14 protein-coding genes are annotated in these 14,597 nt (G+C 39.7%); 3 read left to right on the top strand and 11 right to left on the bottom strand.

Annotation, left to right across the window (positions count from 1 at the left end; all coding sequences use genetic code 11):
* Window positions 1-83 precede the first annotated feature (83 nt).
* On the top strand, window positions 84-362 hold the full coding sequence (locus tag IGJ00_RS03440) for a hypothetical protein (protein ID WP_010736143.1): 279 nt from the start codon (window positions 84-86) through the stop codon (window positions 360-362).
* A 91-nt stretch (window positions 363-453) separates the two neighbouring features.
* Window positions 454-1,275, top strand: coding sequence for an NUDIX domain-containing protein (locus tag IGJ00_RS03435; protein ID WP_010736144.1), 822 nt, complete (start codon window positions 454-456; stop codon window positions 1,273-1,275).
* A 142-nt stretch (window positions 1,276-1,417) separates the two neighbouring features.
* On the opposite strand, the gene IGJ00_RS03430 is transcribed toward IGJ00_RS03435, so the two are convergent.
* Genes IGJ00_RS03430 through opp3b form a run of 5 tightly spaced genes read right to left on the bottom strand, consistent with a single transcriptional unit; the run spans window position 1,418 to window position 6,439 of the window.
* The gene (locus IGJ00_RS03430; RefSeq protein ID WP_430604408.1) at window positions 1,418-2,425 is read right to left on the bottom strand and encodes an RNA-guided endonuclease TnpB family protein; all 1,008 of its coding nucleotides are present in this window, start codon (window positions 2,423-2,425) and stop codon (window positions 1,418-1,420) included.
* Window positions 2,426-2,437: 12 nt separating this feature from the next.
* Window positions 2,438-3,391, bottom strand: coding sequence for an ABC transporter ATP-binding protein (locus tag IGJ00_RS03425; protein ID WP_074800646.1), 954 nt, complete (start codon window positions 3,389-3,391; stop codon window positions 2,438-2,440).
* Complete coding sequence (locus tag IGJ00_RS03420; protein WP_019722498.1) at window positions 3,366-4,448, bottom strand: ABC transporter ATP-binding protein; 1,083 nt, start codon at window positions 4,446-4,448, stop codon at window positions 3,366-3,368. The genes IGJ00_RS03425 and IGJ00_RS03420 overlap by 26 nt, the downstream gene beginning before the upstream one ends.
* A 5-nt stretch (window positions 4,449-4,453) precedes the next feature.
* Complete coding sequence (locus tag IGJ00_RS03415) at window positions 4,454-5,497, bottom strand: ABC transporter permease (protein ID WP_019722499.1); 1,044 nt, start codon at window positions 5,495-5,497, stop codon at window positions 4,454-4,456.
* A complete protein-coding gene (opp3b, locus tag IGJ00_RS03410; protein WP_019722500.1) occupies window positions 5,498-6,439 on the bottom strand; it encodes an oligopeptide ABC transporter permease in 942 nt (313 codons plus the stop codon). It abuts the gene before it with no gap.
* 80 nt (window positions 6,440-6,519) lie between these two features.
* Here opp3b and IGJ00_RS03405 point away from each other — a divergent pair, with 80 nt between their 5' ends.
* Window positions 6,520-6,864 (top strand): DUF3899 domain-containing protein, encoded by a 345-nt coding sequence (locus IGJ00_RS03405; protein WP_010736155.1) that lies wholly within the window; start codon window positions 6,520-6,522, stop codon window positions 6,862-6,864.
* Window positions 6,865-6,956: 92 nt separating this feature from the next.
* On the opposite strand, the gene IGJ00_RS03400 is transcribed toward IGJ00_RS03405, so the two are convergent.
* From IGJ00_RS03400 to IGJ00_RS03375, 6 genes are all read right to left on the bottom strand, one after another.
* On the bottom strand, window positions 6,957-8,624 hold the full coding sequence (locus IGJ00_RS03400; protein WP_010736156.1) for a peptide ABC transporter substrate-binding protein: 1,668 nt from the start codon (window positions 8,622-8,624) through the stop codon (window positions 6,957-6,959).
* A 333-nt stretch (window positions 8,625-8,957) separates the two neighbouring features.
* Complete coding sequence (aac(6'), locus tag IGJ00_RS03395; protein ID WP_071866643.1) at window positions 8,958-9,500, bottom strand: aminoglycoside N-acetyltransferase AAC(6')-Ii; 543 nt, start codon at window positions 9,498-9,500, stop codon at window positions 8,958-8,960.
* Window positions 9,501-9,585: 85 nt separating this feature from the next.
* A complete protein-coding gene (gene rlmN / locus IGJ00_RS03390; protein ID WP_010736158.1) occupies window positions 9,586-10,659 on the bottom strand; it encodes a 23S rRNA (adenine(2503)-C(2))-methyltransferase RlmN in 1,074 nt (357 codons plus the stop codon).
* A gap of 120 nt (window positions 10,660-10,779) precedes the next feature.
* Window positions 10,780-11,193 (bottom strand): hypothetical protein, encoded by a 414-nt coding sequence (locus IGJ00_RS03385; RefSeq protein ID WP_074800641.1) that lies wholly within the window; start codon window positions 11,191-11,193, stop codon window positions 10,780-10,782.
* A gap of 15 nt (window positions 11,194-11,208) precedes the next feature.
* On the bottom strand, window positions 11,209-11,619 hold the full coding sequence (locus IGJ00_RS03380; RefSeq protein WP_086335207.1) for a ribonuclease G: 411 nt from the start codon (window positions 11,617-11,619) through the stop codon (window positions 11,209-11,211).
* A gap of 527 nt (window positions 11,620-12,146) precedes the next feature.
* The gene (locus IGJ00_RS03375; protein WP_086334379.1) at window positions 12,147-14,585 is read right to left on the bottom strand and encodes a DNA translocase FtsK; all 2,439 of its coding nucleotides are present in this window, start codon (window positions 14,583-14,585) and stop codon (window positions 12,147-12,149) included.
* Window positions 14,586-14,597: the final 12 nt, after the last annotated feature.

Below are 14,597 nucleotides of genomic sequence, written 5' to 3'. Positions count from 1 at the left end.
CTTCAGGATCATCTACTCTCTCATTTTTACTTTACAAACATGCTATAATAAGCAATATCATATAAGAAAAGGTTTTGAGACTAATGACAAAAAAACACAAACGAATGATTATCAGCATTGCTTTACTTTCTCTCATCCATTTATTATTTAGTTTTTACTATTTACATCTGTATGGTTATTTCAATTTGCATGGACAATTAAATACGTTTCTTTTGCTCACTTTGATCCTTCGAGTGATCCTAGCAGGGTATATCGTCCTCTGTGGCTTTTTCGCGATTCGAGAAGAAAAACAGAAGCTTCTCCCTTTTTATTTGCTTTTCTTCCTATTTAATCTACTCTTACCGTTTCTTTTTCAACTCTGAGTTCGATTTATTTGTCTAGAAATCTTTGGTTTTCAGGAAGATTCTGCTACAATAAAGTAAAAAGTACCTTAACATCACAGGAGGTGAGAAAGTGGAACATTTTCATTCAAAAGAAGAAGAAAAAACATATTATGAACAAGAGGCCTCTGAAACTGATTTCTTATCTTGGTACCAAGACCAAGAACGTCCTGAATATGAAAAACCTTCCTTGACAGTCGATATCGTTTTACTCTGCTACAACAAAGAAGAAGATCAATTAAAAGTTTTACTTATCCAACGTAAAAGCCATCCTTACCGAAATTCTTGGGCACTTCCCGGAGGATTCGTCCAAAAAAACGAATCCACAGGTGCCAGCGTCTTGCGAGAAACAAAAGAAGAAACAGGCGTCATCATATCCGAAGAAAACATTGAACAACTGCATACCTTCAGTACACCGAATCGTGATCCTCGTGGCTGGGTCGTGACAGTCAGCTATCTCGCCTTTATCGGTGAAGAACCTTTGATCGCTGGAGATGATGCCAAAGAAGTGCAGTGGTTTTCACTTGAACGCAATGCAAACAAACTGCATCTATCGAGTGGGGATGTAGCAATCACTCTGGACTTGACGACGAGCGAGTCTTCTGGCAAAGACACATTAGCCTTTGACCATAGCGAGATCATTGTCAAAGCCTTCAACCGTGTCGTCAATAAAATGGAACATGAACCGCAAGTGCTTCAAGTTCTAGGAAAAGACTTCACGATCACTGAAGCACGCAAAGTATTCGCTAAATTCTTAGGGATCGATTTTAAAATGATCGATCATTCCAATTTCAAAAAAGCCATGTTACAATACTTCGATGAAATCGGTGAACGCCCTGTCGGTATCGGACGTCCCTCAAAGATCTATCAATTAAAACCTGGACATACAGAATAAAAAGAGGTGAAGGGCATGAATGCTCTTCTCCTCTTTTTTGGTTTGTCATAATTAGTGAGCTTCTCTGAAAGAAATTCCTAGAAACAAAAACAATAGATGTTTTTTATTAGCAAGGCGAACCCTGGCGCCCCTACCAGTTTTTTTATTCAAAAAGGACTTGCTTCCCGATTTCAACTAATTCCAGACTCTTTTTGTTTGTGGAAGGATTTGTTTGTTCTTTCATATCGATCAATACTAACTTTTTGCTATACCATTGCGATTTATATTGGAGCTTTGCTAATAGCTTGTGCCAGTCTTGGATAGAAAAATCACCTTCCGGACAATCTGCTGAAATCGATTCGACAAACAAATAATCATAATGACGGATCACCGTTCCTGAAATTTGTTCCAAATAGTCTTCTCGTTGAAATTTTTGTTTTAAATAAAGGTCTTTGATTTTCCTTTTTTGCTTTTGATAATTTTTTACTCTTTCAACGTGTGTTCGTCGATGCTGTGCTGATCGGCCTTTGATCACAAGCTTTCTCTTTGCCCGCAGGAGCTGTTGATCCACTTGTTTGAATTTAGGGATCGTGATGTCAAGCGGTGTGGACATCTCCACTAGACGATCTGGATCATAGGCTATCCCGATCCATTTATTTGACGCTTTCATCGTCTTTTGGGGAACTTCACAGAGCAAGGAGACATAAAAGATCTCGTTGTATCGAGATGAGATCGTTGCTGAACGAATCGTTCCTTCAATCGGACGATGTGCATGGATGCGAATTTTCTCTTTTAGCTTTGGCAATTTGAGGTATGTTTCTTCTAAATAGATGGTTCCTTTTTGATTATTCGTCGTATACGACTGCCAAATACTTTTTTTATTTTTCAGTTTGGGGAAGCTTGCGCGTCCTTTAAAATAATTACGAAATGCACGATCCAAGTTTAATTGGGCATTCGCTAAGGCTAAACTATCGACTTCCTTTAAAAACGGATATTGCTTTTTTAAAGAAGCTGGTGTCAGCGTATAATCGATCTCTTGCGTTTCTAAATAATACGCCTGTCTGGCTTTTAATAAATGATTGTAAGTGAAACGCACACAACCAAATGTTTGGATCAACCACTGTTTTTGTGAAACAGTGGGATAGATTCGAAATTTAAAGGCTTTTAGCATCGGCTTCTCCCCCTAGTTTGCGACTAGCAAGGCTTCTTTCTGCCGTTTTAATTTTTTCGCATAATAAGCAACTTCTTGTTCTGTTGCATATACAAAATGTTCAGGAGAAATTTCGCGTAACGTACGGATTTGTCCATCGTCTGGTTCAGGTTGATACTTGATCCGGCGACGTTGGCGTTCATGATCAGGGTCAGGCAATGGGATCGCTGATAGTAAGCTTTCCGTATATGGATGCACTCCATGATTATAGATTTCTTCACTGGTTCCCATCTCAAGCAACAAGCCATTGTGCATCACACCAATACGGTCACTGATATGTTTCACCATGGATAGATCGTGCGCGATAAACAAGTAAGTCAATCCTTGCTCTTTTTGTAAATCTTGTAAAAGATTGACCACTTGGGCTTGGATCGATACGTCTAAAGCAGAGATTGGTTCATCACAAATGATAAACTTCGGATTGACTGCTAATGCTCGTGCAATCCCGATCCGTTGGCGTTGTCCCCCTGAAAATTCATGAGGATAGCGTGTGCCATGGCTGGGATTTAAGCCAACTGTTTTTAGTAACTCGTTGACTTTTTCTGCACGTTCTTCGGGTGATTTAGCTAGTCCATTGACATCGATTCCTTCTGCAATGATATCTCGTACTTTCATTCTTGGATTTAATGAAGCATATGGATCTTGGAAAATCATTTGGACTTCATGACGAAACTTTGTCATGGCTTGTTTGCCTTTTAATTTCGTCACATCTTGCCCATCAAATAAAATCTCGCCACCCGTTGGTTCATTCAAACGGATGATCGTTCGGCCTGTGGTTGACTTTCCACTACCAGATTCGCCAACTAAGCCGAATGTTTCTCCTTCATAGATGTGAAAACTGATATCATTCACCGCATGGACTTCATTTTTCTTTCCTACATTAAAATACTGTTTTAAGCCTTTAACCTCGAGCAGTTTTTTGTTCATTGTTCAATCCCCCTTGGCCATGTGCTTTTTGCTTTTCTTGAAAAATCGCCCAGCGCCGTTGAATCTCTTCTGGCGGTGTCACTTTTGGCGCTTGTGGGGCTAATAGCCAAGTAGCTGCTTGGTGTGTTGGTGATAGTTCGAAAAACGGTGGTGCTTGTTCCGCATCGATTTTCAATGCAAATTCATTTCGTGGATAGAAGGCATCTCCTTTTGGCGGATTCAATAAATCCGGTGGAGAACCTGGGATTGCATATAAGCGGTCATTGCCACTTTCCAATGTAGGCATAGAGCCAAGTAAGCCCCATGTATACGGATGCTGTGGATTGTAAAAAATCTCTTCAGATGTCCCCACTTCAATGATTTTTCCACCGTACATCACTGCTACTCGATCAGCAACATTCGCTACGACACCAAGATCATGGGTGATAAAAATGATCGACGTGTCGATTTTTGATTGGATTTTTTTCAACAACTCTAAAATCTGTGCTTGGATCGTCACATCTAAGGCTGTCGTTGGTTCATCTGCAATCAAGATTTCTGGGTAACATATCAACGCGATCGCGATCACGATCCGTTGCCGTTGTCCCCCTGAAAATTGATGAGGATAGCTATGGATGCGTTTCTCAGCCTCCGGGATCCCTACAAGATTCAATAATTCTAAAGCGGCTTTTTGCCCCTCTTTTTTCGATACTTTATTATGCTTACGTAAAGATTCTGCTACTTGTTTACCAATCGTCATCGTTGGATCTAATGAAGTCATCGGATCTTGGAAGATCATCGCGATTTCTTTCCCACGAATCTTTTGCATTTCTTTTTCTGTTTTATCAACAATGTTTTGTCCTTTGAATAAGATCTCACCAGAATCGATCGATGCGTTACTCGATAGTAAACGCATGATACTTCTAGTCGTTACAGATTTCCCACTACCGGATTCGCCAACGATTGCCAATGTTTCACCTTTGTTCAAATGAAAATCGACGCCTCGGATTGCTTGGACTTTTCCAGCATAGGTATCAAAGGAGATTTGTAAGTTCTTTACTTCAAGAATTTTCGTCATCGTACTCACTCTTTCATTTTAGGATCAAAGGCATCACGTAAGCCATCTGCTAATAAGTTGAAACCAATCATGATCACCGATAAAGTTGCTGCCGGAATCCATAATAGGTACGGCAAGTATAAGAATGTTTTGTATCCATCACTCAACATCGTTCCCAATGAAGCAGAAGGTGGTGTCAAGCCTAGGCCGATGAAACTTAAGAAAGCTTCGAAGAAAATCGCTGATGGGATACTGAACATCATTTGGATGATGATCACACTCGAAATGTTTGGCAAGATATGCTTGAAGGCGATCTTCCATTTGGATTCACCTAATGTCATTCCTGCTAACACATACTCTTGGTCTTTTAATTTCAATGTTTGCGCCCTGACGATCCGAGCCATCGGAATCCAGTTCGTGATCGCCATCGCTGCCACGATCGAGAAGATCCCTGGTTCAAAGACGACTAGCATCAAAATCATCACGACTAAGTTAGGAATACCAGATAAGACCTCTAAGAAACGTTGCATCGCATTGTCCACACGACCACCTAATAAACCAGAGATCAAACCATAGGCAACACCGATCGTTACATCTAGTAACGCAGCGATGAAGGCAATCAGTAGAGAGATACGTGTTCCCATGAACAAACGACTTAACACATCACGACCTAGACCATCTGTTCCTAAAAAGTAGTTCACATCTGCAGGAACATTGGCTTGCGCATATTTATCGACTAACTCACCAGCAACCATTGCTTTTCCGTTTAGTCCGTCGATATTGATACCAGGAATACGTGGTGGTAAGTTGATGTAATCGACATTTTGAGCGGTTGGATCATGGGGTGAAACGAAAATCGTGATGATCGAGATAAAGATGATCACAATCAGTAATCCCATGGAAATAACTGCCGCTTTGTTTTTCTTCAATCGACGCCAAGAATCCTGGATAAAATTCAGTGAAGGAGCTTCGATTTTTTCACGTTCTTCTTCTGTGTTTTTTTGTAACGGTAAAAATTCATCTGCAGGAATTTCTGCAATTGTTTCGTAGCGTTTTGGTATCAGTTCCATCTAGCTTCGACTCCCTTCAGAAACTCGGATTCTCGGATCAACTAGTCCGTACAATAGATCCACGACTAAAATAACTAAGATTAACATAAATGAATACAAGATCGTAACAGCCATGATCGTTGGATAGTCATTTGTTGTGATCGACTTAACGAATTGCTCACCGATCCCCGGAATAGCAAAGATATTTTCAACAACTAATGAACCGGTCATCAAAGCGACTGCTAATGGGCCTAACAAAGTCATCAACGGGATCAAACTATTACGTAGACCATGTTTAAAGGCAATTTCCCAACGACTCAAGCCTTTTGCTCGAGCCAATTCGACATAATCACTATGCAAGACTTCGACCATTTCTGTTCGGATGAATCTGGCAGAGTCGGCTAATGGCGACATGGCTAGTGCAATCGTTGGTAAGATCGTATACATGAACCCATCCCATTTTGCGATCGGCAATACACGAAATTGGATGGCAAAAATGTATTGTAACAATACAGCAAAAACAAAGTTAGGGATAGAACGTCCTAAGATCGCGACTAATGTAGAAGACGTATCGACCCATGTATTTTGTTTCATTGCTGAGATTGTTCCTAGGATCGTTCCAAAGAAAGTTCCGAAAATGATTGCTTGTAGACCAAGCTGTAATGAAGGTCCTACTCGTCCTGCTAATAAGTTAGCAACTGGTTGGTTTTTGAATTGGAAAGAGATACCAAAATCTCCTTGGATCAAATTAGAAAGATAGATCCCATATTGAACGATGACTGGTTTATCCAAACCAACTTGTTTGTTCAACATCTCAATTGTTTCAGGACTTAAACGTTCCTGGTTTGTGTAAGGTGTACCAGGCAATAATTGCATCAAAAAGAATGTGATGGTTGCAATCAACCATAGTGTGATCACCATAAAGAAGACGCGTTTTAATACATATTTTATATAACTATTCACGAATGTTTCCCCCTAGCTTTTGACTTCTGATCAATGTTTCGCTACATTATTTAATGAACCAATGATAAAGGAGCAAAAAAATGAAAAAAAAATATCGTCCTTATTTGTTTGCCGGTTTAGTGATCGTCCTCGTGTTACTTAAAAATGCTTTGACTGATCAGTTGACCCTTCTTCAATTATCCAATGATTTATTTTTATGTGCGTTGCCGTTTTTGATTATCGGCGGATTTTTATGGGTGTTCTCCTCAGGTTTCTTTGATCACTTTCAACGTTCGTTTCACTTAGCACGAACGAGAAACCGGAAGGAAAAACCAGAATTTACTTCCCTATCTTCGGTCAGCTACGGTATGTATACCTTTTGGCTGATCATCGCTGGAATTTTGCTTGTGTTTTCGATTGTCTTTGCGCTCATCTCACTTGTCTAAATGAACGGCCAAAAGAATAACTAGGATCAGAAAATTGAGAGGTCTGGGATTTGTCAAACATCCCAGACGCTCTTTTTTCTTTTTAGGACAGATTATTCTTCAATATATGTCCATTTGTAATCCCATGATGCGCCAGCAGCATGATGAACGATACCTTTGACTTTTGGATTAACTAAATGACCTTCAGCTTTTTGATAAACTGGTGCGACACCCATATCTTCAGCGATGATTTTATTCGCTTCTTGTAAGTCAGCCCAACGCGCTTGTTCGTCACCTGCATCTTTAGAAGCAGATGCTTCAACGGCTTTGTCATAGTCTGCATTTGACCATTGACCACGGTTGTATGAATTGCCTGTTACAAATAAGTCAGTAAAGCTACTTGGGTCAGCATAGTCTGCGCCCCAACCACCTAATACTGTATCAAAATCACCAGATGATGAACGATCCAAACGAACTGAGAATGGTACTGGTGTAGGTTTTACTTTCACACCGTCAAGGTTTTCTTGGATAGAGTTTTGGATATATTCGATCACTTTTTTCGTTGAGTCATCATCTGATGCCATCAATTCAAATTCTAATGAGTCGATTCCTAATTCACTCTTCGCTTTTTCCCAATATTCTTTTGCTTTGTCTTGATCATATGATACTAATTCGCCGGCTTCTGCTGCGAAATCTTCATTTGTTTCAGGGTTCTTAGTCATGTCTGCAGGAATCAAACCTGTTGAAACAACTGAACCATCACCCATAACTTGTTTCACTAATGCTTCACGATTGATTGAATAAGAAATGGCTTTTCTTAAGTTCACATTTTTGAATGGTGAATCATCTTCTCTTTGATTGAACTCGATATAACTTGTACGTGCTTCTTTGACTGACGTATAAGCTGGATCATTCGCATTTTGTTGTGCTAACTCGCCTGATAAGATGACATCATCTGCTTGTCCATCTTTGAATAGATTCAATGCAGTAGAAGATTCTTTTACGACACTGACTTTGATTTCTGATAATTTAACTGCATCTTTATCCCAGTACTCTTCGTTTTTCTTGTACGTCCATTCAGTATCAGTACCTGGTCCATCAAAATCAGCTAAAGTAAATGGTCCATTGTATACTGCGTTGTCACTTGATGATGCGTACGCATCTCCATGTTCTTCAACCACTGCTTGACTTTGTGGGAAGAATGAAGGGAAAGCAAGTAAGTATTGGAAGTATGGTGTTTGTTTGGCTAATTTGATTTCCAATTCATAATCACCAACTGCTTTGATGCCTAATTCTGATTTGTCTTTGTCGCCTGCTGTGATTGCTTCAGCATTTTCAACTGGTGCAAAAAGATACGCATATTCTGATGCCGTCGCTGGATCTACCGTACGTTGCCAACCGTAAACATAATCAGCTGCTGTGACAGGCTCCCCATTTGACCATTTTGCGTCTTCACGCAATTTGACTTTATAAGTCAATCCATCTTCACTAACTTCAGCCAATTCACTCGCACCGGCTGGTTGAGGTTTACTATCTTCATCTAAACGATAGATTCCTTCATACACATTATTTAGTGCAGTAAAACTGATTGTATCTGTTGCAACCGATAAGTCGGCCGACGGCATTTCTTGAGGTACTACTAAGTTGAAGACGCCTCCTCCATCTGCTGATCCACTGCTTGAAGAACCACTACCACTTGTATCTGCACTGCTGCCACCATAACAACCAGCAAGTACAAGCCCACATAAGGCCACAACACCAAAAGTTAAATTCTTTTTCATCTTCCGTACCCCTTTATCGAAATTTTCAGAATAATTAGTATTTTCTGAGTTGTTTATGAGTTTAATGAATAATTATTAAAATTGCAACAGTTTTTTTCGCTTTTTCTAAAAAATAATGACTTTTCCATGAACGTTTTATTATTTTTTTCTGAAAAAATGAGATAAATCAAGGATTTTTATCTAATCCTCTTTCGAATAAAATAATCATAAAAAAATGGTCGTTATAGGAACGTTCGATATGAATGTTCGGTTTTTGCCACAAAAAAGAGCCTCCACACTAGGGGAGGCTCGCATGTTTTATTCGATTTAAAAAAAATCATTTTGGTGCTTCATTCATTGGTTTATTTCTCCAAGTCGTTTTGCCAGGATGATATCTGGTTGATTGATCCCATTTGCATCAGGAATCGCTCCAACGACTTGATAGCCCATTTTTTCATAAAATGTATAAGGATGCTTGTTGAAGGTTTCGATTGATTTCAGTTTATCTAACGGATGATCAAAAAGATCCGTATGACTAAGACTTGTGTCTCCATCCGTATCATCTGTTCCTAAATAAACCATCACACCACCTTTAGAGGCGATTTCTTTCTCAACATAATCAACTAAGCGGCTACCGATATACTGCTTTCGATAAGAAGTTTCTACTACTAGAGGGTGAATTTCCCAACCAGTCATTCCATACTGCGGAATCGCACCGATAAAACCAACCAAACGATCTTGTTCAACCGCTGAGACGGCGATTCGATCCGTCGCTAGTAGTTGCTCGACTTCTTTCATTGGTTGTTCACCGTAATCCTTCGGCCAAGTCAAACGCAAAAGGTCAGCTAACTGATCCTTCAATCCGATATTTCTACGATCAAATTCACTGATGATCATCCTATTCCCCTCCATTCCAATTTCAGCCTATTCTATCAGCCAAACGAGAAAAAGAGAAGGAAAGAAAACTTAACTTTAAGAATATTTATTTTGCTACAGTTTTTTCTTTTTTCATTTGTTTGCTACGCAATTGCCCACAAGCTGCATCAATATCTGTCCCATGCTCTTTGCGAATCACACAATTGATGCCGTTCTTTTTCAACACATCATAAAATTTCAATACATCCGCTTTTGGGCTTCTTGAATATTGATCATGTTCACTTACTGGGTTGTAAGGAATCAAATTGACATAAGTTAATTTTTTCTTGTCTTTCAACAGATCAGCCAGTTGTTGCGCGTGTTCTGGACGATCATTTACTTGATTCAGCATGATGTATTCAAACGTGATCCGGCGATTGGTTTTCTCCAAGTACTCATCCACTGCTTCCATCAATTTTTCAATTGGGAAACGGCGATTGATACGCATCATAGACGTACGGACTTCATTATTTGGTGCATGTAATGATATCGCTAAGTTGACTTGTAATCCATTTTCAGCGAATTCTTTGATTTTGTTTGCCAACCCACTGGTTGACACCGTGATGTGACGAGCACCGATTGCTAAACCTTTGGCATCATTGATGATATGCAAGAAATCCATCACATTGTCGTAATTGTCGAACGGTTCACCGATCCCCATCACCACGACATGGGATACTCGTTCCCCCAGTTGACGTTCATCAAAGTAATGTTGGACCATCATGATCTGCGCTACGATCTCACCGGCTGTTAAGTCTCGGTTTTTCGTTAATAAACCACTGGCACAAAAAGTACAGCCAATGTTACATCCGACTTGTGTAGTTACACACACAGATAAGCCATATTCTTGTCTCATCAACACCGTTTCGATCATATTTTTATCTGGCAACTCAAACAAGTATTTGACTGTCCCATCACTTGCCTCTTGCACGATCACTTGTTTCAATGGATTGATCTCAAAGTTTTCTGATAGTTTTTCAATTAAACTTTTTGAAAGATTTGTCATTTCTTCAAAGCTTGTGACGCGCTTTTGATAGAGCCATTCCCATACTTGTGAGGCACGGAATTTCTTTTCACCATGTTCTAAAAACCAAGCAGTCAATTCTTTATTTGTTAAGCCATAAATGGATTGTTTTTCCACGATTATTCCCTCTTTTTTTCAAAGTATCGCTACATACTATAACTGATTCCCTATATTAATGCAATAGTTCACAAAAGAAACTAAATAATCGTTAAAAACTTGTACTAAATCTTATTTAGGTCATGCATGAGTATCATGCAACTCATCGTATTCTTCTACTGATTTTTCTGGATCTAAAATCATCCATTTAATAAAGATAAGCCCTAAAATCAACAAGGTTGCTGGAATGATCAAGAAAAAACTGAATAGCAGTGGAGAACCATAACCGATAGCAGAAATGATCAACCCGACTGTTTTTTTAGAATCTACTGCTTTTGAAAGCAATAAATATAAGGTTAAAGTGAAGCCGATCACGCAAATCATACTTAGGATCGACCAAAAAATAATTCCATAAAAATTCCCCCATAGACGTGTCACATAGACGAGAGGAACCAGACCTGACTGCTCTGCTACTCGGTTAAAGAAACCAAAAAGATAAATCACTGTTTGAACGATATTCAATATAAAAATAGTTTTGATCATTTTTTGATGCATATTGTTTTCTCCTTTCTAGTAGTAATAACCATCATAAATGTAAGGATCATAGTTATAAGAATCCCGGATAAAAGAATCACGAATATACCATAAGCTAGAAAGAATGAATACGACGAAAACAAGATATAAAAGGATGATCACAATTTGAATAATAAACATCGCTATGCCAGCTCGACTCCAAGTTTTTTGGACTTGTTTGAATGTTTCTACATCCGTATAGTTTCCATCTCTCCATGCCCACTCATTGCCTTTGAATCCGCAAATAAACACCCAAACAAGATTGAATAGTGGAATCAAACACAGTAATGGAAGATACGTTTTGTTCCCGATTCCCCAAATGATATTTAGAGAGAATGCTCCCCAGTTCCATTTTTTGATTTCTTGCGGTACTTCCTGATTGCCCCTTTGAAACTCAGAATTTGCCAAGCCGACTTGGGGTTCATCAAGCGTTGTTTTTTGTGTTTGGCTTGTTGATTGTATTGGTTCTTTGATCGGTTCTTTGATCGGTTCTTTGATCGGTTCTTCGTTCAGTTCGCTGATTGGTTCTTCGACTAGTTCTTTCACTGGTTCTTCGTTCAGTTCGCTGATTTGATCTTCGACTAGTTCTTTCACTGGTTCTTCGTTCGGTTCGCTGATTGGTTCTTCCTGTAGCGCATTGACAGGTTTTTCGGGCACTTCATTCATTGTTTCTGTCAATTGTTCGTTCGTCATTTTTTCGGAAGCTTCATTTGATACTTGTTCAACCTTTTTGGTTTTCTCATCGTTCATTCAGTGAATCTCCTTTCATCTAAAAAACTATTGTGACTTTAAGCTTATCATTTTTTTAACATGAATAATTTTATAAAAATCGTTTTGTTACTGCCTGTTTTTTTCCATGAAAGATATTTTTTTGGACTAAACGCAAAATAAAAGCAAAAAATCCATTCGATAAGAACAGATTTCTTGCTTTCATTTTATATTTCCTGATTTTCAGATAATGGTTGCTCCATTGACTCTTCCACTTGCTCAATAAAAACTTTTCGAGGCTTACTGCCTTCTGAAGGGCCTACGACGCCGTGGGCCTCTAATTCATCGACTAAACGAGCTGCCCGATTGTAGCCGATTCTAAAACGACGTTGCAACAGAGAAATACTAGCGGTTTGCATTTCGATAACTAATGCTTTTGCCTCTTCAAATAGTTCATCTTGAGGTTGTTCAGCTGAACCAGCTGATTCAACTTCATCCGTTGGCATCATTTTTTCTTCGTAATTGGCTTCTTGTTGATCGGTGACAAAGTTAACCACACGTTCCACTTCATGGTCTGAAATGAAGGCGCCTTGAACACGGATCGGTTTGTTCTCACCCATTGGTAAGAAGAGCATGTCCCCTCGTCCTAAGAGCTTTTCCGCCCCATTAGAATCAATGATCGTTCGTGAGTCTGTTCCGCTGGAAACAGCAAACGCCATTCGTGAAGGCACATTGGCTTTGATGATCCCGGTGATAACATCCACACTTGGGCGTTGTGTCGCTAAGATCATATGGATACCTGCGGCACGAGCCATTTGCGCTAAACGGATGATTGCATCTTCGACTTCGTTGCTTGCAACCATCATTAGATCCGCCAATTCATCAACAATGACGACGATAAATGGTAAGGTCGGATGTTTGGTTCCATTTTCCAGATTTTTTTGTTGGACAAATTCATTGTACCCAGAGATATTTCTCACACCAGTTGCAGCAAACTTCTCATAACGTTCTTCCATTTCCTGAACGACTTTTTGCAACGCTTGTGCTGCTTTTCTAGGATTGGTCACAACTGGCGTCAATAAATGCGGAATACCATTATACATATTCAACTCAACCATTTTCGGGTCGATCATCATTAGTTTGACTTCATGAGGTTTTGCTCGCATCAAAATACTTGTAATGATCCCATTTATGGCTACAGACTTCCCACTACCAGTCGAACCAGCAACCAGCAAGTGAGGCATTTTCGATAGATCAGCCGTTTGGACACGACCCGAAACATCTCGTCCTAGAGGGACTTCCAATAGCTTGTCTGGATGATCCGGTTGGGCTTCGATGATCTCTCTAAACGAAACCATACTGATCTTGCTGTTCGGCACTTCTATCCCGATCAATGATTTCCCAGGGATCGGTGCTTCCATACGAACATCTTTTGCGGCTAAAGCTAAGGCAATATCATCCGTTAAACTAACGATTTTACTTACTTTTACTCCAACAGCTGGTTGGATCTCAAACTTCGTCACAGATGGTCCTAAACTCGCTTTGACGACTTTCGCATCGACACCAAAACTTTGGAAAGTTTGTTCTAACACGCCAATGTTCTTTTCGATTTTCTTGTACTCATCACTTTGATCCACGGTTTGCGCAGAGTCTAATAAATCGATTGAAGGTAGTTCGTATGCTTGATTTTCTTCTTCTGCTTCGATCTCAAATTCTAATGCAGTGCCATCATCTTCAAATAACTCATCTTCGGACGACTCTTGTGCTTGGGTCATTTCATCCTGTTTAGGAGGTTCCATAACAGGAGGTTGGACATTTCCTTGGAAACTGTCAATCGGCACAAAACTCAATTGTTCAGGTTCACTTTCTTCATAAATAGGAGAAGTTTCCTTTTGGACTTGATTCTTTTGACGAGTGGCTCGCTTTTGTTCCATTTCCGCAGCTTCAGCTTCGGCTGCTTCTTTCGCAGCAAGACGTTTTGCTTCCTTCGCTTCTGCTCGTTGCTTTTGCCGCTCTTCTTTCGCAGCTTGTTTGCGTGCCTGTTTTTCTGGGTCGCCTTCTAACAGTTCTTGGAATCTATCTCCCATCACTTGTAAGGCATTCAATAATTGATGCCCCTCAACATTACTGAATAATACTGCTCCGCCAATAATCAATAAAACAGCCACGAAATAACTTCCCGGTTGAGCAATCAAAAAGAATGTCAGATTATAAATAAATGCACCTAACATACCGCCACCGACATTCGTGGTGATTTGGCTTTGACGAATATCTGCCGATAGTAGATCCCAAGTCGTTCCAATGATATTGGGTTCTCCGCTGTTCAATTTTCCAAAAAGATTGGCATGTAAAAAGAGTAAGATACCTAAATAAAACAGGCCGACTCCCAGCCAACGACGACTCTTACCCATCGTGAATTCTCTATTTTTGACCATAATCCAAAATCCTAAAACTGCTAATAATACACAGAGGATCTGATACGTATTGCCAGCGACTATGCGAAAGCCATTCGCCACTAAAATGCCTAAAAAGCCTAATTTCAAAAAGCCAAAGACGGCAAATAGTATAAAAGCAAAGCCAACACCGATCGCAATCATTTGCTCCTGCTGCTGTTTTTGTTTTTTAGTTTTTCTTTTCTTCTTAGCAGGACGTTTTTTCTTTGCCATGATATATCCCTC

Source organism: Enterococcus sp. AZ062 (assembly GCF_051715065.1).
Taxonomy (GTDB): domain Bacteria; phylum Bacillota; class Bacilli; order Lactobacillales; family Enterococcaceae; genus Enterococcus_B; species Enterococcus_B mundtii.
The sequence above is the reverse complement of the archived record's forward strand: the minus strand, read 5'-3'. Positions and strand labels throughout refer to the sequence as shown.

Coding starts and splice junctions, on each gene's coding strand:
- IGJ00_RS03430 (WP_430604408.1), bottom strand. CDS start 2,425: ATGCTAAAAGCCTTTAAATTTCGAATCTATCCCACTGTTTCACAAAAA.
- IGJ00_RS03400 (WP_010736156.1), bottom strand. CDS start 8,624: ATGAAAAAGAATTTAACTTTTGGTGTTGTGGCCTTATGTGGGCTTGTA.
- IGJ00_RS03385 (WP_074800641.1), bottom strand. CDS start 11,193: ATGCATCAAAAAATGATCAAAACTATTTTTATATTGAATATCGTTCAA.
- IGJ00_RS03375 (WP_086334379.1), bottom strand. CDS start 14,585: ATGGCAAAGAAAAAACGTCCTGCTAAGAAGAAAAGAAAAACTAAAAAA.
- IGJ00_RS03440 (WP_010736143.1), top strand. CDS start 84: ATGACAAAAAAACACAAACGAATGATTATCAGCATTGCTTTACTTTCT.
- IGJ00_RS03415 (WP_019722499.1), bottom strand. CDS start 5,497: ATGGAACTGATACCAAAACGCTACGAAACAATTGCAGAAATTCCTGCA.
- IGJ00_RS03420 (WP_019722498.1), bottom strand. CDS start 4,448: ATGACGAAAATTCTTGAAGTAAAGAACTTACAAATCTCCTTTGATACC.
- IGJ00_RS03425 (WP_074800646.1), bottom strand. CDS start 3,391: ATGAACAAAAAACTGCTCGAGGTTAAAGGCTTAAAACAGTATTTTAAT.
- IGJ00_RS03405 (WP_010736155.1), top strand. CDS start 6,520: ATGAAAAAAAAATATCGTCCTTATTTGTTTGCCGGTTTAGTGATCGTC.